This is a genomic window from Prescottella sp. GW823-FHT02E09 (genome assembly GCF_058797375.1).
Map to the genome: position 1 here is coordinate 463,611 of NZ_JBXAJP010000004.1, position 26,638 is coordinate 490,248.

Sequence of the window (26,638 nt, forward strand, 5' to 3'; positions counted from 1 at the left end):
AAGGGGTTTGGAGGCTCTCGGGCCCTCGGTGAACCGTAGGGGCTTCGGGGATATCTGCCGGAAGCCGGAAGCCCCTACGGTTCTTCAATTCTCGTGCAGGTCACCGCTCAGGCAGGAAACCGAGCCATCATGGCGGGCCTTGAGAGGGGTCATGAAGCCCCGTTTGACACGAGAAGTCTCGATCACGGCGTGGTGGTCGCGACGTTCAGCATCCGGAACGAGTTCGGCACCACGACATCCGATCCCGTCCGGAACCACATGAACGCTCCACGCTGCCCGGTAGGACGACGATTCGCCCCGAACAGGTGAGGGATCAGTTCGATGGTCGTACCGATCCGGTCGACGATGACGAAGTTCGAGAAGTCACCGTAGACAGCAACATAATTCGATTCTGTCGCAGCCGGATTGATGACGCCGTCCATGTTCGAGATCTCGTGAGCCGGACGCCCGAGCAGGGTCGGCGGATTCGTCTGCAGGCTCGGGAACTTCAGGGCCCCGTTCGGGGTCTCCTTCTGCCGCGCCCGGTTCCAGATCACCAGGTTCGCCGCAAACGATGCATTGCCCTGGAATCGAGGGGGCAGAGCATTCTGCAGTGCGTACAGGTCATCTGCCTCGAAAACCTCCGTGCCCGTGCCCGGAACGATCACCGACGGGGATGCGGCGGCGAGAGCCGTGATCAGGCCCCTCGGCTGGCCGGTGCCGCTGCCGGTCGTGTAGGCGGTGGCCATGAGCTGGTCCGCGCCATCGACGAGCAGCTTCTGAAGCTCCCCCATGAAACCGAGTCCGTCGCCTTCGAGCTCGAAGCTGAAGGGCACGAACGCGGATCCCTTGTGTACAGGGATCTTCGGGTCGTCGAGCTTCGGGGACGCATCCGCCGCCTCGGCAGCCTCCGCCAGCCATTCGGCCGTCACGCCCGCAGAGGTGAGACCCTTCCAGCTGTCCGAGGTGGTCTGCACGACTCGCGCAATCTGCCGCAGCGGATTGTTCGATCCGTTGGATGACAACAGGATCGCCGGGTCGAGGAACATGGGGACGAGGTGTCCGCCGTCGTCGCCCGCAGAGGTGCCGATCGCCATGGCGCGCTGTTCCGCTCGAACCTGTTCGACATCCCGGAATGCCTGTGCCTCTTCCGGATCCCAGAGCATGTGTCCACGTTCGGGGTCCGTGACGAGCTTCGCGAATGCGCGTTCGTAGGCCTCGGATCCTGTTGCGGCAGCCCAACGCTGCGCCCAGCCGGATTCCTTCATGGCCCGTTCGACGCTCGCGCCCGCTGCCTCGTCGAAACGCTTCGCCTTGATGGCCCGTTCGATGTTCCGCATGCCAGCATCGCGGGTCGTGGGAACACGCTCGGTGCCCCGATCGCTGCCGTGCTCGAATGCGGCCCGACCGTTCTTCACGTCGTCGAGAACCGCATCGCTGCGGCGCTTCGCATCCTCGGCTTCCTTGCGCGCCCGATCCCGCTTCTCGATCAGTTCGTCGAATCGGGTGGCATCGTCGCCGGTGAGGTCACCGTCTACGCGCGTGTAGATTTCGTTTGCCTGATTGTGGAAGTCTCGGGCCTCGGCCTCGAGTTCCTTGATGGTCTTACGCATGGTTCTGTCCTGTCACGTAGGGGGTTTCGATCTCCTCGATACCCCTGGAAATGTCACTGATGTCTTCGAGTGCTCGCGTCCGGGATTCGTCATCCTTCGCGGTATCAAAGCGGTGCATAGCTTTCCGGAATGCGGCCTGCAGCTCCTCGATGGCTTGCCGGTCGCCTGCTGTGAGCGTTCGCATGTTCACCACTCCCCGAGTGCCAGGCGTCGCCGGGCATCCTCTGCGCTGATGATGTTCTGGGGCTTCGGATCCAACCGGACGCCGCCGACCTTCGCGCCGGGATAGGCCGGGTCGTTGACCAACGAAACCTCATGTAAGGCAACCTCGGTTCGAACGACAACACCGGCAGCATCCTTGCGCTTCCCGATCCCGTAGAACCCGATCGAGAATGAGTCGATAACCCCATCTCGAATCAGTTCGAGGGCGTCGTTACCGGCGCTCGTGTCGCTGACCCGGAACTCGGCATAGAGGCCTTCGGTTCGCTCCTCCAGAAGGACGGCCCTACCGATCGCGAGGCGTCGGTGATCGTGGCCGACGAGCAGCCGAACCTTGTTGCCACGCTCGACAATCGTGCGCTCGAACGCGCCTCGGATGAACTTCTCGTCGTAGTAGCTACTGCCGTCGGTCGTCGCTCGAATCACCTGCTCGAAGGGGACCGCCAACCCGTAGATCGTGCGCCCCTCGATGCTGGTATCGAAGCTCGTGGCGTTCCGGTAGAAGAGTTCTCGCATCGTCTCAAATCCGTTCCTGCGCTTGCACATTTCGCTAGAGTCCCAGAAACCCGCAGCTTGGCGGGTGGACTTCGTCATAGCGACCGTGTCGGTCTGGGTCGATCCCCCGGTCGGGATGTCCAGTGCTGCAGCGGATGCTGAGATCTCCTCCAGTCTACCGGGGTACCGTGCCGGAGATCTCGAAACACGACTAGCGCCAGCCGATCCCAGCGGTCGTTAAGATGTCTCAGGATCGGCCGGCGGGTGGGGCCTGCCCCGTCAATCGTCGATGCCGTCGATGCCGTCGATGCCGTCGGGGCTGTCGGGGGTTTCGAGGAACTGCAGCGGAAACGATTCGTCGTCGTCGTCGACGAGCCAGCCATGCTCGATGATCGCGACCACCTCACCGCCGACCCGAACCTCCATGGCCTCACCGGCAAAAGACACCGTGGCGGCAACGGCTCCGCTCGAACCCTGCACATGGTCGATGACCCGATAGAGCTTCTGCCACATCAGCCAATCGTCAATGGTGGATCCATACCGTTCGACGGCGTCGAGGGCCACACCAGGATCCATCTCCCCATGGAATGCGGCAGCCTCACGGGCGCTGTCGACCACGGCCCTGATCGCCGATGACGATTTCAGTGGTGCCGGGGACGCCTTCCGGGCCACCTGGAACAGGATTGCGCCGGGATCCACCTCGGGATGCCGGAGCGACCAGGCGAGTCGGCGCATGAGTTCGATACGGGCCCGGCATGCTGGCCGCTCCTCGGGTGTGTGTCCGCACATCGTGTCGGCGGTCGCGGCGAGATCGAGGAACAGGCGCGCGGCTTCGAGTCGGGGGATGTCGGGTAGGTCGGCGAACGGAATCATCTTCGGGGCTCCTTCGGGTGAGACATTTTCCTCACTGCCTGTGAGGCGTCGGGCGTCGTGGGGGGCACTGGGGGACGGGGCAGCCTGGTTTCGTCGCTCTACGGACGTTCCTGGGGCAGCTATCGGGCTGTGTGGATCGGCGAGGTTCCGCCAGCGTTCGCGGTCGGCGGCGTCGAGGCTGTCGGGGTAGACGACGGGCCCCCGATCCTTGCCGGTGATCGTGTCCAGCTCCCGCTGTGTGCGTTCGGCCTGCCGACGGCGTCGGCGCGCGTTGCGTTGCACGGCGTCCTTGAAGATCGACCAGTCCCGAGAGCCGGGCCCGTCGATTCGGGGTAGGCCCGTCTTCGGGCTCCTGGGGTGATCGGTGAGGAAGTGCCTGCGGATCTGCTGTTCGTCGCGGTCGTCCATGGGGATGGAACTCCATTCGCGTTCAGGGTTTGAATCTGAGGGCCGAAACCGCCTCCCGGCTACCGAGTGTCGCGGGACTGCTGAAAGTCGCTCCACGGTTTCTCCAATCGGCAGCACGGGGGTGCTGGGGGGGCTGCGGGCGGTGCCAGGGGGCGGCTCGGGGGTCCGGCGTCCGCTGAAAGACTCATCGTCGCTTCGCTCCTCGGCCTCGATCCGCCCCCTCGGGGTCAGTCGGGAGGGTCGTTGTGATCGCTTCGCTGGTTTACTGTTTCGGTTTGTTCCACTCCGTCAGGGGTCTATAGACCCCCCTGACAGGTGAAACATGGAACAAGGGTGGAACGGGAAGTGAAACAAGGGTGGAACAGTTTTGACGTTTCCGCTGGTAGAGGCTGTTCCACCACCTGCAGTCCCGTGTGGAACAGGGTGAAACAAAGTTGTTCCACCACACCCGATTCCAGGCTTCTTGTTTCACCCCCTAGTGAAACAAACGATCAGAGCAGCGATTCGAGGTCTCGCAGCCTCCACTTTTGGGTCCTCTCGGTGCCCTCCTTCACCAGCTTGCCGGCCCCTGTGAGCCTGGCGAGCGACCGAGTCACGGTGCCCTTGGGCACGCCCGTTGCCTCGTGGACGGCCTTGTGCGTCACGGCGGCAGGATTCAGCTCATGCTGGAACCACGCCAGGATCCTCCGGTCCGTATCGTTCTTCACCTCCGGCGACTCTTCGGTCTCGAGTACGGTGGGATCGTGTTGAACAAGTACGGCACCGTTCGTTTTCGCGCCGTCGAGGGGATCGATGTAGTCGACCACTACCCGGCGGTAGTAGTGCTCGATGCCGTCCGGCACATCCTTGTGCTTGGTGGCAACCAGTTTGACGGTGTCGCCGTCAGACTTCTCGAGGATCAGTTCGGACCATGCGGCCCCCTCGAAGGCGTTGGATCCTCGTGACGATCCTCCGGCCCTCGGGGTGTGGTGGCAGGCCAATTGCGCGGCCCCTGTGGCGATCTGGACCGACTCCATCCGCGCATAGGCTGCCGACATATCGTCTGCGGCGTTCTCTTCGTAGCCGACGGTGCATCGCGCTCACGTATCCCAGACCACGAGCACGGCCCCGATGTCCTTGCAGCGGTCGATGACTTCGGCTACATCGTCCTGAGCCCCCAACTTCTTCAGCTGTGCTGCCTCGCTAATCACGAAAAGCTGGAGCGACAGCGCATTGTGGCCGGTTAGCTCGCACCATGCGAGGATCCTTTGCTTCACGCCTGCAACACCTTCGGCGGCAATGTAGAGCACAGCCTTGCCCCTCATCTCCTCGGGGATCGTGTGCCCCTCCCACGATGAGAGCCCTGCAGCGATAGCGCATGCCATGCCGACGGCGAGTGTCGTCTTACCGACGCCGGGGCCGCTGGACAGCTGGGCCACGGTGCCCTGATAGATGATCCCGTCGATCAAGGGCTTTGCGCGCTTGAGTTTCAGGACTTGCTCCATGCCAAGCATTTTCAGCCGCGACTGCGGCGGATGGTCCACTGGCGGTGATGTCCCGCTGTCGGTGCTGGGATCCGTTCGGGAGATCGCAGAACCCGATCGGGTATCGAAGAAGCCTTGTGTCATCCCACTAACCTTTCCGGTTGCGCCGCTTGGACTGTCGGCGGTGCTTTCGGTTCGTGACGCCCCTCCAGATCGGGCAGCTGTACGAGTGTTCCACCTCGACGTGCACATGATTTCCGTCATCGATGCCCAGCAGCCGGATCTCGCTGTTGCAGTCGGGGCAATGCTTTTCGTTGAGCTGGTCCTCGATCGAGCGACTCCGGTCGAACGCGTAGGTTCCCCGGAACCTTGCATCCTTGATCTTCATGTCTTCCGTCCCTGATTCGCGATGTGGTAGCCGTAGCGGATCCGATACGACGTGTAGCCGTCAATCTTGTTGGCTGTGTTGTGAAGTGCCTCGTGAGCTTCAGCAGGGTCCAATGCTGGCCAATTGGATTCGAGCAACTCGACAGCGGCGGCCCGCAGGTCGTCCAACGCGTCCGACCACGGCGGCTTCGGCGGCTCCATCGCCCGTCACCCGACCCTTGGTGCCGAGTCGGTGCTCGGCGGCTTCGTCGTCGTCCGCTCCTTCGAGGCGAGCCAGTCCACGACATCCTTCGTGCGGTAGCGAACTTTGCCGTTCCGGGCATCCGACAGCTTCAACCACTTCGGGCCGACGCCTCGTTGCCGGGCGTGCGCTGCGGCCCTGATCGACGGATAGATCCCCAGCCTGACGAGGTCGACCGGTGCCAGCAGTTCGATTGTGTCCTTGACGCTCATGATCCTCTGTGCCCCTTAGTGTTCGATGCGGTTCATTGTTGGACCTCTCAAACCGTAAGCGGGTCGCGTGCTGGTTTGGAGGGCCGCACTGCTGCAAATGTGCTTTCGCGATGCGATCGAGATGGTCGGCAGGTAGCCGAACAGCTACAAGGCGTTTCCCCAGGTTGATGGGTCTCGCGTATCAACTCGATTTGTGCGCGTATAGCTACAAGTGATTGGTCAGCGCGGAAACACGCAGAGTTGCGCGCGGGGCTGTTTGCAGGAAGTCACTGCCGGGCGTCGAACACATGGATTCGCCGGACCTTTGAGTAGGCGCGTTCTAGACTGGTTGGGCGGTCGGGACTCGACACCGGAGGTGTTCGACTTTGATCTCCAGAGGGTTGGTGTTTACCTTGCGGATAACCAAGTGCAGGCCTTCTGAGGAGGCGATGGAGATGATCGCGTACCCGTACGACCTAGCGTTCTGGGGGCCACTGGTGCCCGTGATCGTGGCCGCTATCGACTGGCTGAACGAGGTGCTGTGATGGCACCGCTCGACGGCATTCCCGTCCCGGAATGGCTGTACGAGGTTGCTCTACCAGCTCTGGCTGTGGGCCATCCCACCGCACTAGGAGGCGATTGATCATGCGAGGCGGCGACTGGCCATGGTTCGTCTGGTTGATGCCCAGCCCACCCTTCAGCGAGTGGGACTGGATACGAGCGATCGAGTTCATGCCGTGCTGGCTCGGCGGCACCAACTGCTAGGTTGACTCACGGGTGCGCCTACCCGTCAGGAGGTGATCACGATGGATGACCCGATTCTCTGGTTCGGCCCCGTTCTCGGCCCGCTGTATGTGGCGGCGATCAACTGGCTGAACGACACCGCGCTGTTCCTGCGCTCGATCGGCCTTTAGGCCTTCCATTCCAGGCCGATCGAATCCGGATCCACCCCCCCGCAGCCTCGGGGCCTGTTCGTTCACCACGATCCGCAGCGTCATCCGAACGGCCTCCTTCCGTGCAGCGATCGGCAGATCCGCCCACACCCCAGACATCACAGCGGACAAGGGTCGACGCCTCGAAGCCGCAGCGATCGAAGCATCCACATCGGCGATGCGCCGGGACAGCTCGGCCTCGATCACCGCGAAAGACGCGGCAGTAACAGCACCCTCGACGTATTCCATCCGCAGAGCGTCCAATCGTTGCTGCAACGCTTGCCGCTCCTCGGATGCTGCAGCTGTATCCGGGTCGTCGGCGGACAACACTTCACGGGCCCTCGGATCCTCCAACAGCGAAACCATGGCAGCCTCGACGAGCGCATCGAGATCAGCTGCACGCCTAGACAAATGGCATCCGGTACAGCGATACAGGGGCACCGGGGAACGCTTGCTCTCGTAGTAAGACCAGTTGCGACCGCCGCAACGCCCACATTCCAACACGTTGCCGGACAACAGGTGTCGGGCCTCGGGGCCGCGTGAGGTGACGCGACGCGTCGGGGCCGTCAGCAGGGCCTTCAAACGTCGATGCTCGTCGGCGGTGATCAGGGCCGTCCAGGTGCCCTCGCCGATCACCTCGCCACGATGCACCCGAAGCCCGGCGATCGACGGCAGCAGCAATAGCCGGCGAAGATTCGCGCCGGTCGTCGGGCCGTCATAGCCGTCACGCGCCATGAGATCCGCTGTCACAGCACGCAGCGAATCGCCGTCGAGGATTCGGCGTGCCGCCTCACGAACCAGGGGTGCCCGAACGGGATCCACAACCCACGAGGCATTCCCTTTCGAATCCCACTGCTGCACGTAGCCGTACGGCATCATTCCGTGAGGTCGACCCTGGGCCGCCCGGTGCCTCGATGCCCGCAGCACCCGTTCGCGGGTCATGTCGGATTCCAGCGCGCTCGTGGCACCTGTGACCCGCAGCATCATTCGGTCGCTTGGCCTCGACGGGTCCAGGACTTGCCCGCTGTAGCAGAGTAGGACGCCCTCGGCGGCGCACAGCGTCAACAGCTCCTCCAGCACTGCAGGCGTCCGGGTGACACGCGACGATTCCCACGACACGAGCACATCGGCCCCCGAAAGCTCGGCCTTGAGCCGCTCGAAGCCGGGGCGGTCCTTACGCCGGGTGTGCTGCGATGCCCCGATGCCTTCGTCGGTGATGACGGCTTTCACGGTCCATCCGCGCCGATCGCACTCGAGGCGGCATTCCTCGACCTGCTCCGGCACCGAACGGGCCCGGCCATCTTTCACCGCTGAGACTCGCGCGTAGATGATCGCCTGGGTACTCATGGCCTACAGAGTCTAGTGCCCCTGTTTCGATCATCTGACGCGTCGACGGAGTTGAGGTAGTGCCGCAGGATGTCGGTGAAGGCTTCGGCGCGGCGTTGTCCGGGGGTGCGGATGCCGGCGGGGTCGTCGACTGGGTTCTTCGGCTTGGTGAGGGCGGAGAGTGCGGTGAGGAGCATTTCGCCTGTGATGGAGTCGAAGTCGCCTTTCACTGCGATGCGCCCGTTCAGGGCTTTGGAGGCGTGAAACTCGTTGCGGTCGGTGTCTTCGTTGGCGGGCAGTTCGTCGGATTCGAAGATCCGCTCGAGTTTCGCGATGGCGCCGCGGATGCTGTCGGTGGTGGCTGCGGGTCCGGTGGCGCAGTCGAGTAGTGCGATGCGCCCGTTCAGGGCTTGGGCGGGCATGCCGCGGGGTGGGCGTTCGCAGAACTTGGAAATCAATCCGGCGTGGTCGCCGGAGATCCGGCCGCTCTCGTAGGCGTCGGCGATCTCGGGCTGACGCCGGAGTGCGCGGCCGAGGGTGAGGATCCGTGCCGCCGCTGGCACTTCCAGCAGGGTCTGCGATGCGAGCCATAGCTTGACGCTGCGGAACCCGAGGGTGTCGAAGGAGAGTGCGCGCTCGTCGATTTCGGTGACGGCGGCGACACGGAGGGTTTCGAGTCGTTCGATCTGGTGGGAGATGTCGACCGCGGCGGCGAGCAGCTCGGATTCGGGGAGGCGGCGGACGTCATCGGCGTGCAGCGTGGTGGCTGCCGCGCCTGGTTCAATGATTCCCCCCGGATTCATGCGGCAAGTCTAATTCGAACTCATGTTCGAGTCAAGTAGTGTGTCGTGTGGTGAGTGCGATGATTCAGGGGCTGTCGGCGCACCACGCCACCCAGCCCATGATGTACACCGCGGGCAGAGGCGCCGACCCGAGACAGATCTGTGCCCCGGATGCATTCGTCCGGGGCACAGGGGGCTTCGGAGAGATTCCCTAGGTCAGAGTCGGGTTCCCGGCGCCGCCGCCGGAGCTGCTCACGTGGAAGCCCGAGGATCCCATCGAGAAGCCGAGATTGAGTACGAGGGTGAAAAGGTCGTTGACGCTGGAAAACACTCGACACTCCTTGTCAGTCGACAGAACGCGAACGGTTTGTTCGGTTTGAACGCTATCAACTGATCGCAGAGTCTGCTCGGTGGCGTTACCGACCTCGAATATCGTCGGAGGGCAACGGGTTTCACCGGATCTGCCGGACACGTCGAAACGATGCCGCGGCCTGTGTTCCACTTCGGTGGAAAGAAACGGCCTCGACGCAGGTCAATCGGTTGTTCGGTTCGGTCGAGCAATGTAACCCGATGACCTCGAAACTGGTCGTCCGGCGGCGGGCTCCCGACGTCGCGATCCTCGACGCGTCCGGCCCGGCACATCCCGCCTCGAAGCGCCCCGGATGTCACGGAGCTGGACGTACAGTCGGTCGTGGGTGGGTAGGTGGGTGGGTGGGTTGGGGCGGACGAGGGGGAAATCGTGGGGGGATCGAAGTCGATCGTCGGGGTGGTGGCCTGCGTGATCGTGCTGGGCGGGTGTGGAGTCGATGGGACCGCACCGCCGTCGGATCCACCCCCGCGCTCCATACCGGCCGACCGCACCGGCCGGATCCATTTCGGGCCCACGCCCGCGCACCCCTCCGTGATCGAACCCGCGCCGGCGACTGACGCCCCGCCGGCGTCCGGTGTGGTCTCCACCGCCGCCGTCGACGACGTGCGGATCGATTTCGACCCCGATCTTGGTCTCGAGCGGGTCGTCTACTCGTTCAGCGGTTCCGGGATCCCCTTCTGGAAGGCGGGGTATGTCGCCGAGGCCGTCCCGCACCGCGGCGGTCCCACGTTGTCGGTCGCCGGGCAGGCCATCATGCAGGTCGACATCATGGATACGGCGCTGCCCGCGCGGCACCTCTACGACACGGCAACGCCGGTGGCGGGGCCGGAGGGTTCCCGAATAGCGCAGCTCTTCCTGCTGCCGGACACGCGCGATTCCAACGGAGTTACCCAGTCCTTCATGGGGATTCGTGGCGGGCCGACGCCGTTCGAGGTCATTGCCGTCGATGATCCGCCCCAACTGATCATCGAGTTCCGGTGATCGTCTCCGTTCCTCCCGTGCCGGTGCATGCGGGCACTGCCGGTCACGGCTTCCCCGGCGCGAGCCACTGCTCGAGGTTCTCCGCCGTGCGGAGCTCGCCGGAGACTCGTTCCTGCTCGGTCTCCGTCAGCGGGATCGCACGGAGAGCTTCCATCAGGTTGGCGCGCTTCTCGGTGTCCCCGGTCGCGACGGACAGTTCGATCAGGGCCGCGATCGCGAGGGCGCGCTCGATGGCCGGTGCGTCGTCGCCGTGTCGCCGCAGCGCGGATGTCAGAGTGCGCACGGCCGCCCGATCGTCGTTCTTGAACTCACGGAAGATCCGGGCGTTGTCTATGGCCTTCGCGAGCCCCTTCAGCTTCGCGGACCCGCCGTACTCCAGTTCCTCCGGTTCGTCGCGGCGGATGAAGATGATCGAGTTCCCGGACGGGTCGACGATTGTGAACCGGCTCGCCCCGGGCCGGTATCGGGTGATCCGAGGGAGGCCTGACGAGAGCACCTTCCCGTACGCCCGACGCATCGCCGTAGTGAACGCCGCGTGGTAGGGCGCGACGGCGTCGACCATGACGAGACAGCCCCCGGCGTTCTCGTTCTCGGGGTCGGTGCCGGCCGGTGCCGCGCCGAAGTGGAGTTCGAAACCGCTCATCCGGACGGCGATGTAGACGTACGGCTTGCGCATCTCGTAGGTGACCTCGAACCCGAGCGCGGTGTAGAACGCCAGCGTGTCTTCCGGTGACACGCACGCGAGGAGCGGCACCGTGGTCTCGTTCGAGCGGATCGCATCGTGCGACGAATCGGTCTGCTCGCTCACACAACTCCCATGCCGTGGACCCACTGATACGTCGGTACCTCTCCTGGCCCGAGTCCGATCCAGCGTACGACCCGTTCCCCTGCGTGCCCGTGGAAGCGCGGAGTCCGGCAGCACCTTGCCGCGGGTGAGGCTACCGATTCACAGTTCCGCTTCCGGCTACATTCGAGGGTATGACCGCACAGCCCACCGCCCGTCGTCGTCGCCTCGCAGTGTGGATCGCAGGTGTCGTCGCGGTGCTGGTGCTGGCGGCGGGCGCCGTGCTGTGGTGGGCGCCGGACCGGTATCTGCCGTGGGACACCGCGGCGTTCCCCGACGTCGACACCTCGACGCTGACGCCCACGCAGGCCAAGGTGGTCGATCTCCTCGAGGACGAGCACCGTGAGCAGCGACCCGGCACGTTCTACTCCGACGGAGCGAAGGAGCCGTGGTGCGCGAACTTCGTCAGCTGGATCATGCGGGAGGCGGGGGAACCGCTGTCGAACCCGCACTCCGGGTCGTGGCGGATTCCGGGCGTCTATACGCTCCAGGAGTACTACGAGTCGGAGGGCCGGTTCGAGCCGATCGGTAACGGCTACCAGCCCAAAACGGGCGATGTGGTGTTGTACGACAACGAGTTCCGTATCGGTCAGCACACCAATTTCGTCGTCGCGGTGGACGGCGACACGGCGACCACCGTCGGCGGCAACGAACTCGGCAAGATCCGGGTCCATGATCTCGACTGGGAATCCGATTCGGCCGTTGTCGGTTTCGGCCGCCTGGATTCCTGAGTGCCGCTGCCGGAGCCGACCGCTTATGCTCCCCGTAGGAACACGCCCTCCGGTGGCGTGAGGGGGGAGTTTTCGATGAGCACGATCGATCCGGTTGCCGCCAGGCGCGAACGCCTGAGTCGTCCACCGGGCCTGGGGCGGATCTCGCTTGCCTCGACGCTGTTGTGCGTCGGCGGAGCGGCGATGGGGTACGGCTGGCCGAGGATGTTCGGCGGTGGGCTGGCGTCCTTCGATCCGCCGGCGCTCGCGTTCGTCGGGGCTCTCGCGGGTCTGCCGCTGTCGGTCGCGGGGCTCCTCCTCTGGGCGTCGGTGATGCTCAAGGCTCGGCAGCTCGGATTGCTCTACGGTTTCGTAGTCTGGTGGTCCGGGGCCGGCGTCGGTGTGATCACTGCGGCGCGGCAGATCGGTGACAGCCCGTTCGTGACCGCCATCGGATACGGCTGCCTGGCGACGGCTGCGGTGTGCCTGATCGGTGGACTGACCGTCGCCCGGGTACGACAGGCCCGCTGTGCCCTCGCCCGCCAGGCCAAGCGCACCGGCACGGTCACCACGGCGACCGTCACCGACAAGGGGTACAGCGTCTTTCGGGAGAGCTATCGGGTCTTCACCGCCGTGACGTTCTCGTTCACCGACGGTCTGAACACCCAGCGGTGGGTGCAGCGCCGGATGGTGGTTCATGCCGCCACCCCGGTCGTCGAAGGCCAGCGTGCCCGGCTCTGGTACGACCCCGCCGATCCCGGCAACGACAAGAAGATCGTCGTCGAGCTCGCGGACGAGTGGGCGCTGTGACTTGTCTCGACGAGAGGGTTTTCGTCAGCACTGCAGGCTGAGACGGGCACACAGGTCTTTCGGAGCATCGACGTGCAGACTCACTCCGGTGACCGCCTTCGGTTCGAATTGCGCAGTGGCCGAGGATCGCTCCACGAGAACCGGTACGTCGAAGTCGATGTCGACAACGGTGCCGTCCGGTCCCGGCAGATAGAGTCGGCCGTCGTGGATGCCGGGGGAGGTGTGCCGGAACCGTCGGGTGGGGAGGACCCGGACGATCCGATCGCGATCGACGGACAAGACGGTCGTCCGACCCGACCGCAGGACGAGCCTGCGGGCGGTCACCAGGTGCGGATGGACCGCGCGGGTCGCCAGCAGACCCGCCGCTGCGACGACGGAGACGACAGTGAGGGCGAGGAGCGTTCCTCGAAGCCACTGCCAGGGGACGAGCAGGTGGACAGCCGCGGCCTCGACGACGGTGGCGACGAGAAACGCAACCGGGATGCCCAGTGTGCCCGCGGTGTACCCGAACGTGGAGACGCCGTCGCCGGCGCCGTCGACTCTTCCTCGGCTCCACAGCCACAACGACCGGATCACTGCGAGACCTCGCTCGCGATCCCGAGTCGCCGCAACAGGAGTGCGATGACTGCGCCCTGCGCCGGATCTGGCACGAGGTCCGTCACCGGTATCGCGGACCTGTCGAGGGACGGGCCGGCGGTCTGCCACTGCTCGAGGACGCCGGACTGCTCCAGCACTGCCCGAATCGTGATTTCCGTTGCCTCGGCAAGAGATTCGATCTCTGCTGGATATTGCGCCGGATCGCGGCCCCGTACGGCGGCGAACCGCCGATACAGCTGCACGATCCGGTCCCGCGCGTGCTCGTCGGTGAGCAGATGCGTGGTCGCGTCGAAGAATGCCTCGGGGGCTGTCCCGGAGATCGCCACCAACTCGAACGCGTTGCGCTCCCGCTCGAGTTCGGCCCGCACCGCAGGATCGGACTCGGTGCCGATCAGATCGGCAAAGACCAGGGCCAGGCCGGGTGGGAGAGGGGAGACCGGCCGTCCGGAACGGTGTGCGTCGAGCATCTCTCGCAGACGGGTGCTCTTGGCCGCCAGTACGCGGCGTTCCTCCTCGATGGAGTCGATCAGGGCGGACAGGTCAGCCTCGAGGTCGTCTGCCGCCGCCTCGTCGGTCGTGGCGGAGACGATCGACGAGACCGAGCCCAACGGCACGCCCGCGCTCGCGAGCCACCGCACCCGCATGAGTCGGACGAGATCCGCCAGGTCGTACTCGCGGTAGCCGTTCGCCAGCCGGCGAGGCTCGTCGAGCAGGCCGAGGCGGTGATAGTGGCGGACGGTCCGAGGCGTCGTCCCGGCGGCCTGTGCGATGTCGCTGATGCGCATGAGAACAGCATCAACTATGACGCTACGTGAGGGTCAAGAGTAGGTGTGCACGTGTCGGGCGAGACGGCACCGTCGGACACCCGTGCCATGCTCGGCGGCATGAAACGAACTGGACGACGCCTGCTCGGGCAGGCGAGGGGCGCGGTGCGCCAACCGTCGCCCCGGTCCGTCCTCGTCCGGGGGTAGCGGGCCGGGGCGCGTGAGCACCGAAAGGTACCGCCTTGTCCCGTACCGATGCACATGCTCCCCTGTGGGTCCGGATGAACCGCCATGAGATCGCTGTCGAGGCCGGCCACGATCACCGTGACGGTGCGTGCAATCTGCCCGAACACATCGAATCACGTTGGTATAGAACCACTTCCGGCCAGTGTGGTTGGTGGACCTTCTGCCCCGCTGCCTGGACCTGCCCGTGCGACCTGTGCCGCGACAGGATCTGCCATCGTCTCGCCCTCCGCCACGAACGTCGCACCGCCGCCGCGTCTGGTGGTGATTCGCCCGCGGTGGGCGTTGCTCAGAACGCCCACCGCAACGCCGCGGCGATCTCCTCGTCCGTCGCACCGCCGAATCGCTCGATCTCGGCGCGACGGACGTCGACGATGGTGGCCGCGAGTTCGGTGCCGAAGGCGTGGGTGAGCATGGCGTCGGCCTCGAAGGCGTCGGTGGCCTCGGCGAGGGAGCGGGGGAGTCGGCGGATTCCGCGTGCCCCTCGCTCCGGCTCCGGCTCCGGCAGCGTCGCCGGATCGACGTCGATCAGTGCGGGCAGACGCAGCCCCGCCCGGACGCCCCACATGCCGGCGAACAGCAGGCCGGCCATGCACAGGTACGGGTTGGCGGACTGGTCGAGGACCTTCACTTCGAGATTCGCGGCACGATCCTCGTCGCCGGTGCTGCCGGTGATCAAACGTAGTGCGGCTTCACGATTCTCGTGCCCACACACCTGGAACGGCGCCGCCCACGCGCCCGGCACCAGCCGAAGATAGCTCGCGACGGACGGCGCCCCGACGGCCAGCAGCGCAGGCAGCCGTTCGAGGATCCCCGCCGCGAACGACTCGGCGGTGTCGGTGATCGCGCACGGCCCATCACCCCCGCTGTGCAGGTTGATGCCCTCCCGCCACAGCGACAGGTGCACGTGTCCGCCGTTGCCGACACCCGCGGCCTCGACCTTGGGGGAGAAGGATGCCCGCAGGCCGTGCCGCGTGGTCACCGCGCGGATCGTCTCGCGCACCAACACGAACGTGTCCGCGGCGCCGAGCGGATCCTCGGCTGCAACCGACACCTCGAACTGGCCCGGGGCGTACTCGGGATGGATCTGCTCCACCCGCACGTCCTGATCGCGCAGTGCCGACAGCACGTCGGCGAGGTAGCCGGACCGCTCCACCAGGCGGGTGAAACCGTACGCCGGACCGCGGGTGGCGGGCACGAAGTCGTCCGCGTCCTGTCCGATCACCCACTCGATCTCGAACGCGGCCCGCGCCGTCAGATCGTCCTCGGCGAGCTGTGTGACGGCGCGGCGCAGGAGGCCGCGCGAGTCCTGCGGATGCAGGTCGCCGTCCTGCGTGTAGCGGTCGACGGGTGCCCATGCCCATCCCGGCAGCGCCGACAGCACCGTGACCCGGTCCAGGTCGGGCAGCAGGCGCAGGTCGCCCACCGGTCCGCCCGCGAAGCGTCCGGCGACGATGGTGTCGTCCGGGGTGAACGCGTCGAACACGGGGGAGGCGCCCACGCCCCATGTCGCGGCCCGCTCGAACCGCTCGACGGGCACCGCCTTCATCCGGTTGACACCACTGTTGTCGACCCAGGTCAGGGCCACGCCGACGACTCCGCGCCCGGCGAGCCGCCGGGTCAGCCGCGCGGCCTCGAGAGCCCGCCGGTCACGATCGTGCCGATCCATCGCATCTCCCTCGCGCGCTACCCGATCAGCGGCACAATGGCGTAGATGGCGCCGTTCCCAGACGATACGCCGGGAGCATCCGGCGATAACCCGATTGCGGAGCTGGTCGATACGATTTCTCTCGTCGACCACCACTGCCACGGCATCGTGCGCGAACCACTCGATCGTTCGGCTTTCGAGGCATTGCTGTGCGAGGCGGCGGTGCCCGGTCCGTGGCACGGCAGCCTCTTCGACACCCAGATCGGGTTCGCGGTGCGGCGACTGTGCGCGCCGGTGCTGGGGTTGCAGCCGCACAGCGATCCCGACCACTACCTCGCGCGGCGCGCCGAACTCGGTACCGACGAGGTGGCCCAGCTCCTGCTGCGTGCGACCGGGATCTCCGACTACCTCGTCGACACGGGGTTTCGTCCCGAGAGCCTGACGGCCCCCGACGAGTTGGCCGCGTACACCGGCGGGGCCGCCCGCGAGGTGGTGCGCCTGGAATCGCTGGCGGAGCGCGTGATCGTCGAACACGGCCCGCCCGACTTCGCGGATCGGTTCCGCGAACAGGTCCGGGCTGCGGCTGGGAACGCGGTCGCGTTCAAGACGATCGCCGCCTACCGGGTGGGTCTGGACCTTCCGCCCGAACGCCCCTCCGACGCGGCGGTCTACACGGCCGCGGTGCGGTGGGCGGCGGACATCGGCGGCGGCGCGCCGGCGCGACTGGCCGACGAGACGCTCACCCGGTTCCTCATCTGGACCGCGGTCGACGCGGGGCTGCCGATCCAGTTCCATGTCGGCTACGGCGACGCCGACACCGACCTCGCACGCGCGGACCCGCTGCTGCTGATGCCACTGCTGCGTGCCACCGCGGACCGCGGAGTGCCGATCATGCTGCTGCACAGCTACCCGTTCCAGCGGCATGCCGGGTACCTCGCGCAGGTGTTCGACCACGTCTTCGTCGACGTCGGGCTCGCGGTGCAGAACGTCGGCGCCGGTGGTGCGACGAGAATTCTCGCCGAACTGCTCGAGCTGGCACCGTTCGGGTCGGTACTGTTCTCCACCGACGGTTGCGGTCTGCCCGAGTTGTTCCATGTGAGCGCGGCGCTCTTCCGTCGGGCGTTGGCGAGTGTGCTCGGAGATTCTGTGGCGCAGGGTTGTTGGACCGTCGATGATGCGGAGCGAGTCGCACGGATGGTCGCCCACAGCAATGCGCAGCGGGCATACCGGTTGGGGACCCGATCCATCGATTGATGCAGTGGGCCGCACCTCCGGCGACCGATCGGTTCGAAACGCCGGTGACGGGGGGAGGGTGATCCAGGTCTCGTTCGTGGCGTAGTTTCGGCGCACAACGACCGCACCACACCGTTCGATCAGGAGCCGTCCATGTTGAGCACGATGAACGATCTTCCGCTGTCCATTGCGCAGTTGCTGCGGCACGGGAGTGCCGTCCATGCGGATGCCGAGGTGGTGACGTGGACCGAGGCGGGGCCGCGTCGTCGGACGTATGCGGAGGTGGGCCGTCGGTGTGCGGCGCTGGCGCATGCGTTGCGCGGGTTGGGTGTCGAGGGTGATGATCGGGTTGCGACATTCATGTGGAACAACGCGGAGCATCTCGAGGCGTATCTGGCGGTCCCGTCGATGGGCGCGGTGTTGCACACTCTGAACATTCGGTTGTTCCCGGAGCAGTTGGTGCATGTGGCCAACCATGCCGAGGACCGGGTGATCATCGTCGACGTGACGTTGATTCCGTTGCTCGCGCCGCAGCTGCCGCAGTTGAAGACGGTCGAGCACGTGATCGTCACGGGTGACACGACGGCCGGGTTGCAGGTGCCTGAGGGGATGCAGGTGCACACCTACGAGGGCCTCATCGCGGGCTTGCCGACGGTGTTCGACTGGCCGGAGCTCGATGAACGGTATGCTGCGGCAATGTGTTACACCTCGGGCACGACGGGTGATCCGAAGGGTGTCGTGTACTCGCACCGGTCGATCTACCTGCATTCGATGCAGGTGTGCATGAGCGACGGCCCGAATCTGAAGCAGGGTGATCGTGCGCTTGCGGTGGTGCCGCAGTTCCATGCGATGTCGTGGGGTTTGCCGTACGCGGCGTTCATGATCGGTGCGTCGCTGATCATGCCGGACCGCTTCCTGCAGCCTGCGCCGCTCGCCGAGCTGATCGCATCGGAGAAGCCGACGTTCGCGGCCGCGGTGCCGACCATCTGGCAGGGCCTGCACCAGTACCTCGAGCAGCACCCACAGGACATCTCGTCGATGCGGGAGGTGCTGATCGGCGGCGCCGCGGTGCCGCCGGCGCTGATGCACGCGTTCGAGGACGACCACCAGGTGTCGGTGCTGCACGCGTGGGGCATGACCGAGACGTCGCCGGTCGGTTCGGTGGGCCGTCCTCCGGCCGAGGCCAGCGGGGAGCAGCGGTGGAAGTACCGCTACATGCAGGGCCGGTTCCCGGCGTCGGTGGAGGCCCGCCTGATCGACGACGACGGCAACCGGGTGCCGCACGACGGTCGCAGTGTCGGCGAACTCGAGGTCCGGGGTCCGTGGATCACGGCGTCGTACTACGGCGTGGACGCTCCGGACAAGTTCCGTGACGGCTGGCTGCGGACAGGCGACGTCGGTTCCATCACCGCGGACGGGTACCTGTCGTTGTCGGACCGGACGAAGGACATCATCAAGTCCGGCGGCGAGTGGATTTCGTCGGTGGATCTCGAGAACGCCGTCATGGGTCATCCGGGCGTGGCCGAGGCGGCGGTGATCGGTGTGCCGGACGAGAAGTGGGACGAGCGGCCGCTGGTGGCGGTGGTGCTGCGTGAGGGCAGCGAGACCACGCTGGACCAGTTGCGGGACTTCCTGGCGGACAAGGTCGCCAAGTGGCAGTTGCCCGAGAACTGGGCGGTGATCCAGGAGGTACCCAAGACCAGCGTCGGCAAGTTCGACAAGAAGCGGCTGCGCGCCGACTTCCACGACGGGAACCTCGACGTCACCCGGCTGTGACGGCAGACCGGTGGCCCGGGCACACGCCCGGGCCACCGGTATCGTCCGACCGTCAGAGCCCGAGCGACTTGGACACGACGCTGCGCATCACTTCGTTGGTACCACCGAAGATTCGTGTCACGCGAGCATCGGTGTACAGCCGGGAGATCGGGTATTCCGCCATGTAGCCGTAGCCGCCGTGCAGCTGGAGGCTCTGATCGACCACGCGCGACTGGGTCTCGGTGCAGATCAGCTTGGCCGCCGCGGCGTCGGCCGCGGAGAGCCGGCCGTTGTCCAGGTTGACCAGCGCGCGATCGACGAGGGCCTGGCTGGCGGCCAGCTCGGCCGCGCATTGCGCGAGAACGAACTTGGTGTTCTGGAAGTTCGCGACAGGCTGGCCGAACACCTTGCGTTCCTTGACGTAGTCGATCGCCAGGTTCAGTGCCGCGGTGGCGGTCGCCTGCGCGGAGATTGCCACGGTCAAGCGTTCCTGCGCGAGATTGTGGGTGAGCATCGTGAAGGCGTCGCCCTCGGTTCCGAGCAGGTTCGAGACCGGCACCCGGACGTCGCTGAAACTCAGCTCGGCGGTGTCCTGTGCCTTGAGCCCCATCTTGTCGAGGTTGCGCCCCCGCTCGAACCCGGGCATCCCCGACTCGACTACCAACAGCGACAGTCCTTTGCGCCGATCACCTGCGTCCGTCGAGGTCCGGGCGACGACGACCACGAGGTCGGCCTGGATGCCACCGGTGATGAAGGTCTTCGCCCCGTTCAGGATGTAGTGGTCGCCGTCCCGGACCGCGGTGGTCGCCATGCCCGCCAGATCGGAACCGGTTCCGGGTTCGGTCATCGCGATGGACGTGACCAGCGAACCGTCCGCAAGCCCCGGCATCCAACGTTCGCGTTGCTCGGCATTCGCGAACTCGAGAAAGTATGCCAGGACGGTGTTCAGGTGCACCTGGAGTCCGCCCAGGGTCGCTGCGGCGTAGCCGGTTTCCTCGAGGACCACCGCATTGAACATGAACGACTTCTGGCCGCCACCGCCGTACTCCTCGGCGATCTGCAGGCCGTTGATCCCGAGCTCCGCCGTCTTCCGGTACAGGTCGCGTGGGACCAGGCCGGCAGCCTCCCACTCGGCGACTTTCGGGCTGATCTCCTGTTTGATGAACTGCGCTACCGCGGCGCGGAAGTCGTCGTGGTCGGCGGAGTAGATGTCCCTGTACACGTTGTGTCTCCTGATGCTGTCTTGATCAATGTTCGAGTGGGCTGGCGAGCGATACCGCGCCGGAAGTGGCCAGGCGATCGACCGCGGAATCGCTGTAGCCGAGGCCTCGGAGAATCTCGGCGGTGTGACCGCCGACATCGGCGACGCCGTCCGAAACACCGCCGAGGTCACTCGCGGCGCGGAAAGCGGGCCCGAGTCCGCGGGTGTGGACGCCATCGAAATCCTTGACGTCACAGAATATTCCGGATGCCGAGACGTCGGGGTTTGCGACCACGTCGGGGTACGACGCGATCCGCCCACACACGAGCCCGTTGCGCGTGAGCATCTCGACCGCCTCGTCGCTGGTCGAGTTTCGGAACGCAGGTCGGATCTCCGCCAACAGGGCGTCCCGGTGGGCGACGCGACCGGCGTTGTCGGTGAACCGTGGGTCGGTGAGCAGGTGTTCCCGCCCGATGATCCGACACAAGGTCGCGAAATGGGCCGGATGGTAAGCGGACAGGACGATCAGCCCGTCGCTCGTGGGTACCACGTCCGCTGCCGGGGCCACCGCGGGCTGACCGTTCCCGGACCGGACGGGTTCACGCCCGGTCAGGAAGTACTCGGCCCAGTTCGCGCCCTGGAGATGGATCGCGACGTCCAGGAGCGAGACCTCGACGTCGTCTCCCACCCCGAAGCGCAGGCGCCGGATGTAGGCGCCCAGGACCGCCTCGGCCAGAACGTGTCCGGCGGCGGCATCGACGACGGGAAAGCCGACACGCTGCGGCTCGCCGTCCGGTTCGCCGGTGACCCACATGATGCCGCTCTCGGCCTGGGCCGCGATGTCGAAGCCGGTCCGAAGTGCCGACGGCCCGCGGCTGCCGAATCCGGATACGGTGCCGTAGACCAGCTCCGGCCTCTCGGAGCGGAGCTGCTGCGATCCGAGCCCGAGTCGCTCCATCGCGCCGGGGCGAAGATTCTGGATGACGATGTCGGCGGTGTCGACCAGCTCCCGTGCGATGCGCAGTCCCGCCGGGTTCTTCAGATCCACTGCGATGCAACGCTTGTTCCGATTGTAGGCCCGGAGCATGGCGTTCCCGTAGATGCCGACGGCACGTGCCCCTTCGCCGTCGAGGCCTTCGATCTTGATGACGTCGGCGCCCAGATCTGCCAGGACCTGTGCCGCGGCGGGGGCGGCGATGAACTGGCCGAAGTCGACCACCCGGACGCCGGTGAGTGCCGCGGTCACCGCGTGGCCTCCACCGACAGGCGCAGCCGCGCGAGATCCCGCTCGGGACGCACGAGGAACATCGCCGCGAGTCCGCCGACCGTCATGAGGACACCCGTGACGGCGAACCCGTGGCCGTAGCCGATGGCGCGCTCGGCGGCGCTGTCCACGAAGTACCCGAGCAGCAGCGGCGCCAGGACGCCGGCCATGCTGTAGAAGGCGACGAGGAACCCGAGGACCGTACCGCGCTGCTTCGGATGGACCAGGTCGCCGATGGCCACGAAGGCCACCGCGTATGCAGCCGAATTCAGCGAGAATGCCAGGGAGATGAAGATCATCTGTGCGATGCCGGTGTCCAGCACGGTGAACAGGAACATCGACACGCCGCAGCCGATGACGAGGCCTCCGGTCAGGTAGCCGCGAGTGAAGCGTTTGGACCAACCGCGGGCAGTGAGCCGGTTGGACAGCCAGCCGGTGCCGATCGCCGCCACCGCCGCCACGGCGTACGGGAACGTGATGAGCCGGCCCGTCGTGATGGTGTCGTAGCCCAGGCCGTCGCTGAGATAGAGCGGCAGCCACGAGATCTTCAGTGTCGTGGACCAGTAGGCGAAGAAGGTCAGCAGGGCGATCCCGATGATGGTCCCGCACAAGAGGAGTCGACGGTAGGGCACGACGACCGGACGGTCGGGTGCGTCTTCCTGCTCGTCGACACCCTCGTCGTGGCGGGCTTCGGGAGCATCGCGACCGAGCAGGAGCCAGGCCACGATCCAGAGCACACCGGCCACCACGAGGACCGCGAATGCCGCATGCCACGACCAGGTGACGATGACCCACGTGAGTACCGGTGCGGCGATCAGTGGGCCGATCGATGCGCCGGCGGTCACGATGCCCGCGGGCAGTGCGCGCTTCTCGGGGGCGAACCAGGAGTGCACGACATGTGTGGCGAGCGCGTACGCCGGACCCTCGGCGAACCCGAGAACGATTCGGCATGCCAGCAGGACAGTGAAGTTCACCGGTCCGATGAGCGGGAGCATCGTGACGATCCAGACCAGCATCACGGCGGCGAGCAGCCACCGGACGTTGACCTTGGTGGTGAGGGCGCCGATGACGATCGCACCGGCCGCGAACAGCCAGAAGAACGCGCTCTGCAGCAGGCCGAACTGTTGGGCCGAGAGCGACAGATCCTCCATGATCTGGATGCCGGCGAAGCCCAGGACCGCCTTGTCGGCGAAGTTGAGGAGCATGAAGCCCAGGAGCAGGATCGTGATGGTCCATGCGCGCCCGGCGGTGAACTTGACCGTCGTGAGCCGCGGGCGGCTGGGGGTCGTCAGTGCCATGAAATTCTCCAGTCTGGTGCCGAGTCGGCTGGGTCAGCTTCCGGTGAACACGGGGGTGCGTTTGCCGAGGAAGGCGTCCGCGGCTTCGCGGGCGTCCTGCGTGTGGAAGCTGCGAACCATGCGCTCGGCCTCTCCGGTCAGGTATTCGCCGAGTGGCGTGCACTCGGCGGTCAACAGGTTGCGCTTCATCTCCTGCAGTGCGATGGGGGCGGAACTGGCGAGCCTCGTGGCGACGGCGCGGACGTCGGCGTCGAACGTGTCCTCGTCGAGGACGTCGCTGACCAGGCCGATGTCTTTCGCCGTGGATGCGTCGACGCGTCCGGGGAGCATGAACAGCGAACGCGCACGCGTGCCTCCGAGGATGCGGGTCGCGAACCAGATGCCGCCGAGATCCCCGGCCAGGCCCGCCGTCAGGAATGCGGTGTTGAGCACGGCTCTGCGGGCGGCGAGACGGAAGTCGCACGCGAGCGCGAGCGAGAGACCGGCGCCCGCGCACGCGCCGTTCACGGCAGCGACCGTGGGTGGGCGGAGTGTGTGGATTCGCTCGGCGAGCCGCTGGGCGTGCTTCAGTCGCGCGAGGTCGCCGGCGGCCGAGTCCCGGCGGAGCGTCCGGCGTTCCGGGGGTGCGGCCAGATCGGCTCCGACGCAGAAGCTCCGGCCCGCTCCCGTCAGGATGACGACACGCACGTCCTGATCGGATTCGGCCGTGTCCAAAGCGATTCCGATGTCGTCGATCATGTCGACGGACAACGCGTTGTGGCGCTCGGTGTTCGACAGTGTGATGGTCGCGATCCCGCGCTCGATCGTCAGCTCGGCCTGTGGCGCCACGTGGCACCTCCTGTGTCCTGGGGGCTGTGAATCATGGCGGTGAAAGCCATGGCGTAGATCACATTCAAAGCCGTCGGACCGATCAGGTCAAAGAGCTAGTTGCGGCCACATCGGCAGCGATTGCCTATCAATCGAGTGTTTGTTCTCCGGTACGTCGACGCAGCGGCGACGTACGGGCGAAGGCGGTGGCGTTCACCTCTTCCGCGCGTGCGACGGTTGCCGCGACGGCGTCCAATCTCGACATGCCGGAGCGCATCCGACGGCCCACCGCGGAATCCCACTGGTCGAGTGCCTCGCGCGTGCAGGTGAGGAATGCCGAGGCCGCTTCGCTGAGGCTGCCGGGCCGGTGGATCAGCCCCAGCTCGCGTTCGATACCGGGACTGAGATCGGTGACCACCGCTCCGCGATTGCGTGCCTCGGCCGCAAGGCGGTGGCCGACGATGGCCGCCCCGGCCCCGGCCACCACCATCGGTACCACGGCGCCACGTTGCGGTACTTCGACCGCGATCCACGGTTCGACGCCCCCGGCCCGCAGGCTGCGCTCCAGGAAGTGGCGACTTGCCGTCTGCCGGTCGCCCATCACGAGCGGAATCTCGGAGAGTTGCTCGAGGGGAGTGGGATCCGGTAGGCCGAGGTCGGTGCCGGGCGGGCAGACGAGAGCGAAGTACTGGCTGACGAGATGCGACTGGATCAACTCACCCGCGGCAGCAGGAAGCACGGTGATGCCCAGTTCCGCGGCGCCGGTTCGGACGAGCTCCAACACTTCCGCGGGGTCGTCCCGTTCCTCGACGCGCACCTGCACGTCGGGGTGGATCAGTCGAAACTTGGCCACCCACACCGAGACCGGGTCTGTCGAGGTGTCCGACAGCGCGGCGATGTCGACCCGGCCGGACCGGAGGTCGCGCACCTCGCGGACCGCGGAGCCGGCGGCGTCCATCTCGCGGAGCACCCGCCGGGCGGGGCCGACGAGCGCCTCGCCGGCGGGTGCGATCACCAGGCCGCGGCCGACCCGGTGGAACAGCGATGTCTTCAGTTCACGTTCGAGTTTCTTGATCGACTGGGACAACGACGGCTGGGCCACGTGCAGCGCCTCGGCGGCACGGTTGATACCGCCGTTGTCGACAACCGCGAGAAAGTACTCCAACTGTCGCACGTCCATGCAGGGAGAGTAGCGAGCAGTGCTCAGTCGACGAAGATGTCCATGTCCAGGTCGGTGAGCCCGGGCACGACGGAGTACCGATCGAAGTCGTGCTGCCCGGCCGTGCGGAGCACGTCGTCGTCCATCAGCGTGCGGCCCGTGAGGTCGGCCGCCGACTGTGTGAAGATCGCGTATGCCGCGTCCGCCACGATCTGCGGGGTCCGGCCCCGGGCCGCCTGCTCCACGCCGCCCAGCAGGTTGATCACCGCCGCCGTCGCGATGTAGGTCCGGGGCCAGAGGGTGTTGGAGGCAATGCCTCGGTCGGCCAGTTCGGCCGCCAGGCCCAGGGCGCAGAGCGTCATACCGTACTTCGACAGCATGTAGCCGACGTGCTTGCCCATCCAGTGGGGACTCAGGTTCAGCGGCGGTGACAGTGTGAGGACGTGCGGGTTGTCGCTCGCTGCGAGGTGGGGAATGCAGGTGCGGGACAGCAGGAACGTGCCGCGAACGTTGATGTCCTGCATGAGGTCGTACTTCTTCATGTCGAGGTCGGTGCTGGCACCCAGATCGATCGCGCTCGCATTGTTGAGGCAGATGTCGATGCCGCCGAACTGGGCGACCGTTTGTTCGACGGCGCGGACGACATCGTCGTCGCGTCGGACGTCGCCGACGATCGGGAGGGCCTTGCCGCCGGCCTCTTCGATCGCCTTCGCGGCCGTGTACACGGTGCCCTCGAGCTTCGGATGCGGCTCCCCGGTCTTGGCGACGAGCGCGATGTTCGCGCCGTCGCGTGCTGCGCGCAGCGCAATCGACAGGCCGATTCCGCGGCTACCTCCCGAGAGGATCATGGTCTTGCCGGTGAGATTTCGGGTCATCATCGCTCCTTTCACGAGCCACTCCATCGAACCGGCTCGGGCAGGTCAGGACCATGACCGAATTGCGTTCGTTCTCATAGGCAGAACCGAACGGTCCGCGACGTCACCCGGCCGTGACGCGGAGGACCTGCCACGCCGGATCGGGCTCCGTCCCGAGCCACGCACGGAGCAGTGCATCGCTCGCGGGAAAGAGCGGGCGTGGCAGGTCCGCCGGATCGGCCCAGATCCACTCCGGAAAGATCTGCGGCTCACCGGGTTCCGTGGGCACACCGCCGCTGCGCGCGTGCACGCCGAACACGACACCCCCATCCACCGAGCCGGTGTCCACGACGGCCACGAACGCCGCGGCTTCCGTGGTGTCGGCAATCCCGGACTCCTCGAGGCACTCGCGGCGAGCGGCCTCCTCGATCGTCTCTCCCGGTTCGAGGTGCCCGCCGGGCAGGCACCACGTCTCGGGTTCGGTGGGTTTGACTCGGCGGCCCAGCAGGATTCGCCCGTCGGGGCGCTCGACGACGATGCCGACGCCTACCTTGGGGCGTGGGACGGTCATGCGGGCTCGAGGTTCGTGTCGGTCGGGCCGCCGGTGGCGGTCCACTTCGGCACCGGCGGAGCCCACCCCGTCATGGCGGCGCGCACCGCATCGAGATCGTCGGCGATCTGCAGCGCATCGCGTTGGTGCGCACCGACGAATCCGCTGTAGACGAGGTGATCGATCAGCGCGACGAGTGGCTGCCAGAATCCGTCGGTGTCGAGCAGGAACACCGGCTTGGTGTGCAGTCCGAGTTGTTGCCACGTCCAGATCTCGAAGAACTCGTCCAGAGTTCCGGCGCCGCCCGGCAGGACCACGAACGCATCCGCGAGCGCGGCCATGCGTTGTTTGCGCGCGTGCATCGACTCGACGACCTCGAGGGACGTCAGTCGGGGATGCGCGATCTCCTTGTCTGCGAGATGCCGTGGGATCACCCCGATCGTCTCGCCGCCACCGGCGACGACAGCGTCGGCCACAGCGCCCATCAGTCCGACCCGACCTCCGCCGTAGACCAGCCCGATCCCGGCGGAAGCCAGGTCGTGCCCGAAGGCGCTCGCCGCCCGGAGATGGGCCGGGTCGTGCCCGGTTGCCGATCCCATGAACGCGGTGATCCTCATCGTTTCCCCTCCTAGTGCAACGCG

26 protein-coding genes and 1 pseudogene are annotated in these 26,638 nt (G+C 66.3%); 5 read left to right on the top strand and 22 right to left on the bottom strand.

Annotated elements, in window-relative coordinates; all coding sequences use genetic code 11:
• Positions 1–182: 182 nt before the first annotated feature.
• The 10 genes and pseudogenes from AC1RIF_RS12795 to AC1RIF_RS12840 form a co-directional block, all read right to left on the bottom strand.
• Positions 183–1,592, bottom strand: a complete 1,410-nt coding sequence (locus tag AC1RIF_RS12795) for a phage major capsid protein (protein WP_492601726.1) — start codon at positions 1,590–1,592, stop codon at positions 183–185.
• Between the two features lie 186 nt (positions 1,593–1,778).
• A complete protein-coding gene (locus AC1RIF_RS12800) occupies positions 1,779–2,327 on the bottom strand; it encodes an HK97 family phage prohead protease (RefSeq protein WP_492601727.1) in 549 nt (182 codons plus the stop codon).
• A gap of 258 nt (positions 2,328–2,585) precedes the next feature.
• Complete coding sequence (locus AC1RIF_RS12805; protein WP_492601728.1) at positions 2,586–3,587, bottom strand: hypothetical protein; 1,002 nt, start codon at positions 3,585–3,587, stop codon at positions 2,586–2,588.
• 491 nt (positions 3,588–4,078) lie between these two features.
• The gene (locus AC1RIF_RS12810) at positions 4,079–4,603 is read right to left on the bottom strand and encodes an AAA family ATPase (RefSeq protein WP_492601729.1); all 525 of its coding nucleotides are present in this window, start codon (positions 4,601–4,603) and stop codon (positions 4,079–4,081) included.
• A gap of 63 nt (positions 4,604–4,666) precedes the next feature.
• Complete coding sequence (locus AC1RIF_RS12815; protein ID WP_492601730.1) at positions 4,667–5,194, bottom strand: AAA family ATPase; 528 nt, start codon at positions 5,192–5,194, stop codon at positions 4,667–4,669.
• Positions 5,195–5,198: 4 nt separating this feature from the next.
• Entirely contained in the window at positions 5,199–5,438 is a 240-nt protein-coding gene (locus tag AC1RIF_RS12820) for a hypothetical protein (RefSeq protein ID WP_492601731.1), read from the bottom strand.
• Complete coding sequence (locus AC1RIF_RS12825) at positions 5,435–5,638, bottom strand: hypothetical protein (protein WP_492601732.1); 204 nt, start codon at positions 5,636–5,638, stop codon at positions 5,435–5,437. Before AC1RIF_RS12825 ends, AC1RIF_RS12820 begins: the two co-directional genes overlap by 4 nt.
• Before the next feature lie 6 nt (positions 5,639–5,644).
• Entirely contained in the window at positions 5,645–5,890 is a 246-nt protein-coding gene (locus tag AC1RIF_RS12830; RefSeq protein WP_492601733.1) for a hypothetical protein, read from the bottom strand.
• A gap of 740 nt (positions 5,891–6,630) precedes the next feature.
• Positions 6,631–8,148 (bottom strand): recombinase family protein, encoded by a 1,518-nt coding sequence (locus AC1RIF_RS12835; RefSeq protein ID WP_492601734.1) that lies wholly within the window; start codon positions 8,146–8,148, stop codon positions 6,631–6,633.
• Between the two features lie 38 nt (positions 8,149–8,186).
• Positions 8,187–8,930 (bottom strand): annotated as a pseudogene (locus AC1RIF_RS12840) (DUF222 domain-containing protein); the annotation flags it as partial.
• Between the two features lie 718 nt (positions 8,931–9,648).
• Here AC1RIF_RS12840 and AC1RIF_RS12845 point away from each other — a divergent pair.
• Complete coding sequence (locus AC1RIF_RS12845) at positions 9,649–10,260, top strand: AMIN-like domain-containing (lipo)protein (protein ID WP_492601735.1); 612 nt, start codon at positions 9,649–9,651, stop codon at positions 10,258–10,260.
• 43 nt (positions 10,261–10,303) lie between these two features.
• Here the strand turns inward: AC1RIF_RS12845 and AC1RIF_RS12850 are convergent, their stop codons facing one another.
• Complete coding sequence (locus AC1RIF_RS12850; RefSeq protein ID WP_492601736.1) at positions 10,304–11,068, bottom strand: DUF8817 family protein; 765 nt, start codon at positions 11,066–11,068, stop codon at positions 10,304–10,306.
• A gap of 170 nt (positions 11,069–11,238) precedes the next feature.
• On the opposite strand from AC1RIF_RS12850, the gene AC1RIF_RS12855 reads away from it, so the two are divergent.
• Positions 11,239–11,835, top strand: a complete 597-nt coding sequence (locus AC1RIF_RS12855) for a CHAP domain-containing protein (RefSeq protein WP_492601737.1) — start codon at positions 11,239–11,241, stop codon at positions 11,833–11,835.
• A 75-nt stretch (positions 11,836–11,910) separates the two neighbouring features.
• Positions 11,911–12,624: a hypothetical protein gene (locus AC1RIF_RS12860; protein WP_492601738.1), complete on the top strand. Its 714-nt coding sequence runs from the start codon at positions 11,911–11,913 to the stop codon at positions 12,622–12,624.
• Between the two features lie 24 nt (positions 12,625–12,648).
• Here the strand turns inward: AC1RIF_RS12860 and AC1RIF_RS12865 are convergent, their stop codons facing one another.
• The 3 genes from AC1RIF_RS12865 to AC1RIF_RS12875 all read right to left on the bottom strand — a co-directional run bounded on the left by AC1RIF_RS12865 (position 12,649) and on the right by AC1RIF_RS12875 (position 15,897).
• Positions 12,649–13,200 (bottom strand): hypothetical protein, encoded by a 552-nt coding sequence (locus AC1RIF_RS12865; protein ID WP_492601739.1) that lies wholly within the window; start codon positions 13,198–13,200, stop codon positions 12,649–12,651.
• Positions 13,197–14,006, bottom strand: coding sequence for a MerR family transcriptional regulator (locus AC1RIF_RS12870; protein WP_492601740.1), 810 nt, complete (start codon positions 14,004–14,006; stop codon positions 13,197–13,199). Before AC1RIF_RS12870 ends, AC1RIF_RS12865 begins: the two co-directional genes overlap by 4 nt.
• A 511-nt stretch (positions 14,007–14,517) precedes the next feature.
• Positions 14,518–15,897 (bottom strand): glutamine synthetase family protein, encoded by a 1,380-nt coding sequence (locus AC1RIF_RS12875; RefSeq protein WP_492601741.1) that lies wholly within the window; start codon positions 15,895–15,897, stop codon positions 14,518–14,520.
• 45 nt (positions 15,898–15,942) lie between these two features.
• On the opposite strand from AC1RIF_RS12875, the gene AC1RIF_RS12880 reads away from it, so the two are divergent.
• Both AC1RIF_RS12880 and AC1RIF_RS12885 read left to right on the top strand, forming a co-directional pair.
• Positions 15,943–17,130: an amidohydrolase family protein gene (locus AC1RIF_RS12880; RefSeq protein ID WP_492601742.1), complete on the top strand. Its 1,188-nt coding sequence runs from the start codon at positions 15,943–15,945 to the stop codon at positions 17,128–17,130.
• A gap of 132 nt (positions 17,131–17,262) precedes the next feature.
• The gene (locus tag AC1RIF_RS12885; RefSeq protein WP_492601743.1) at positions 17,263–18,885 is read left to right on the top strand and encodes a long-chain fatty acid--CoA ligase; all 1,623 of its coding nucleotides are present in this window, start codon (positions 17,263–17,265) and stop codon (positions 18,883–18,885) included.
• 52 nt (positions 18,886–18,937) lie between these two features.
• Here AC1RIF_RS12885 and AC1RIF_RS12890 read toward each other — a convergent pair whose 3' ends face one another.
• The 8 genes from AC1RIF_RS12890 to AC1RIF_RS12925 form a co-directional block, all read right to left on the bottom strand.
• Positions 18,938–20,086 carry an acyl-CoA dehydrogenase family protein gene (locus tag AC1RIF_RS12890; protein WP_492601744.1) on the bottom strand — a complete coding sequence of 383 codons (1,149 nt, stop codon included), beginning with the start codon at positions 20,084–20,086 and terminating at the stop codon, positions 18,938–18,940.
• A gap of 25 nt (positions 20,087–20,111) precedes the next feature.
• Entirely contained in the window at positions 20,112–21,311 is a 1,200-nt protein-coding gene (locus AC1RIF_RS12895; protein WP_492601745.1) for a CaiB/BaiF CoA transferase family protein, read from the bottom strand.
• The gene (locus tag AC1RIF_RS12900; RefSeq protein WP_492601746.1) at positions 21,308–22,627 is read right to left on the bottom strand and encodes an MFS transporter; all 1,320 of its coding nucleotides are present in this window, start codon (positions 22,625–22,627) and stop codon (positions 21,308–21,310) included. The genes AC1RIF_RS12895 and AC1RIF_RS12900 overlap by 4 nt, the downstream gene beginning before the upstream one ends.
• 33 nt (positions 22,628–22,660) lie before the next feature.
• Entirely contained in the window at positions 22,661–23,455 is a 795-nt protein-coding gene (locus AC1RIF_RS12905; RefSeq protein WP_492601747.1) for an enoyl-CoA hydratase/isomerase family protein, read from the bottom strand.
• A gap of 127 nt (positions 23,456–23,582) precedes the next feature.
• Positions 23,583–24,614, bottom strand: coding sequence for a LysR family transcriptional regulator (locus AC1RIF_RS12910; RefSeq protein ID WP_492601748.1), 1,032 nt, complete (start codon positions 24,612–24,614; stop codon positions 23,583–23,585).
• Between the two features lie 23 nt (positions 24,615–24,637).
• Positions 24,638–25,471 carry an SDR family oxidoreductase gene (locus AC1RIF_RS12915; RefSeq protein WP_492601749.1) on the bottom strand — a complete coding sequence of 278 codons (834 nt, stop codon included), beginning with the start codon at positions 25,469–25,471 and terminating at the stop codon, positions 24,638–24,640.
• A gap of 100 nt (positions 25,472–25,571) precedes the next feature.
• Positions 25,572–26,018, bottom strand: a complete 447-nt coding sequence (locus AC1RIF_RS12920; RefSeq protein WP_492601750.1) for a nucleotide triphosphate diphosphatase NUDT15 — start codon at positions 26,016–26,018, stop codon at positions 25,572–25,574.
• A complete protein-coding gene (locus AC1RIF_RS12925) occupies positions 26,015–26,614 on the bottom strand; it encodes an LOG family protein (RefSeq protein WP_492601751.1) in 600 nt (199 codons plus the stop codon). The genes AC1RIF_RS12920 and AC1RIF_RS12925 overlap by 4 nt, the downstream gene beginning before the upstream one ends.
• Positions 26,615–26,638: the final 24 nt, after the last annotated feature.

Coding starts and splice junctions, on each gene's coding strand:
- AC1RIF_RS12795 (WP_492601726.1), bottom strand. CDS start 1,592: ATGCGTAAGACCATCAAGGAACTCGAGGCCGAGGCCCGAGACTTCCAC.
- AC1RIF_RS12800 (WP_492601727.1), bottom strand. CDS start 2,327: ATGCGAGAACTCTTCTACCGGAACGCCACGAGCTTCGATACCAGCATC.
- AC1RIF_RS12805 (WP_492601728.1), bottom strand. CDS start 3,587: ATGGACGACCGCGACGAACAGCAGATCCGCAGGCACTTCCTCACCGAT.
- AC1RIF_RS12810 (WP_492601729.1), bottom strand. CDS start 4,603: ATGGAGTCGGTCCAGATCGCCACAGGGGCCGCGCAATTGGCCTGCCAC.
- AC1RIF_RS12815 (WP_492601730.1), bottom strand. CDS start 5,194: ATGACACAAGGCTTCTTCGATACCCGATCGGGTTCTGCGATCTCCCGA.
- AC1RIF_RS12820 (WP_492601731.1), bottom strand. CDS start 5,438: ATGAAGATCAAGGATGCAAGGTTCCGGGGAACCTACGCGTTCGACCGG.
- AC1RIF_RS12825 (WP_492601732.1), bottom strand. CDS start 5,638: ATGGAGCCGCCGAAGCCGCCGTGGTCGGACGCGTTGGACGACCTGCGG.
- AC1RIF_RS12830 (WP_492601733.1), bottom strand. CDS start 5,890: ATGAGCGTCAAGGACACAATCGAACTGCTGGCACCGGTCGACCTCGTC.
- AC1RIF_RS12835 (WP_492601734.1), bottom strand. CDS start 8,148: ATGAGTACCCAGGCGATCATCTACGCGCGAGTCTCAGCGGTGAAAGAT.
- AC1RIF_RS12855 (WP_492601737.1), top strand. CDS start 11,239: ATGACCGCACAGCCCACCGCCCGTCGTCGTCGCCTCGCAGTGTGGATC.
- AC1RIF_RS12860 (WP_492601738.1), top strand. CDS start 11,911: ATGAGCACGATCGATCCGGTTGCCGCCAGGCGCGAACGCCTGAGTCGT.
- AC1RIF_RS12870 (WP_492601740.1), bottom strand. CDS start 14,006: ATGCGCATCAGCGACATCGCACAGGCCGCCGGGACGACGCCTCGGACC.
- AC1RIF_RS12875 (WP_492601741.1), bottom strand. CDS start 15,897: ATGGATCGGCACGATCGTGACCGGCGGGCTCTCGAGGCCGCGCGGCTG.
- AC1RIF_RS12880 (WP_492601742.1), top strand. CDS start 15,943: ATGGCGCCGTTCCCAGACGATACGCCGGGAGCATCCGGCGATAACCCG.
- AC1RIF_RS12885 (WP_492601743.1), top strand. CDS start 17,263: ATGTTGAGCACGATGAACGATCTTCCGCTGTCCATTGCGCAGTTGCTG.
- AC1RIF_RS12900 (WP_492601746.1), bottom strand. CDS start 22,627: ATGGCACTGACGACCCCCAGCCGCCCGCGGCTCACGACGGTCAAGTTC.
- AC1RIF_RS12910 (WP_492601748.1), bottom strand. CDS start 24,614: ATGGACGTGCGACAGTTGGAGTACTTTCTCGCGGTTGTCGACAACGGC.
- AC1RIF_RS12915 (WP_492601749.1), bottom strand. CDS start 25,471: ATGATGACCCGAAATCTCACCGGCAAGACCATGATCCTCTCGGGAGGT.
- AC1RIF_RS12920 (WP_492601750.1), bottom strand. CDS start 26,018: ATGACCGTCCCACGCCCCAAGGTAGGCGTCGGCATCGTCGTCGAGCGC.
- AC1RIF_RS12925 (WP_492601751.1), bottom strand. CDS start 26,614: ATGAGGATCACCGCGTTCATGGGATCGGCAACCGGGCACGACCCGGCC.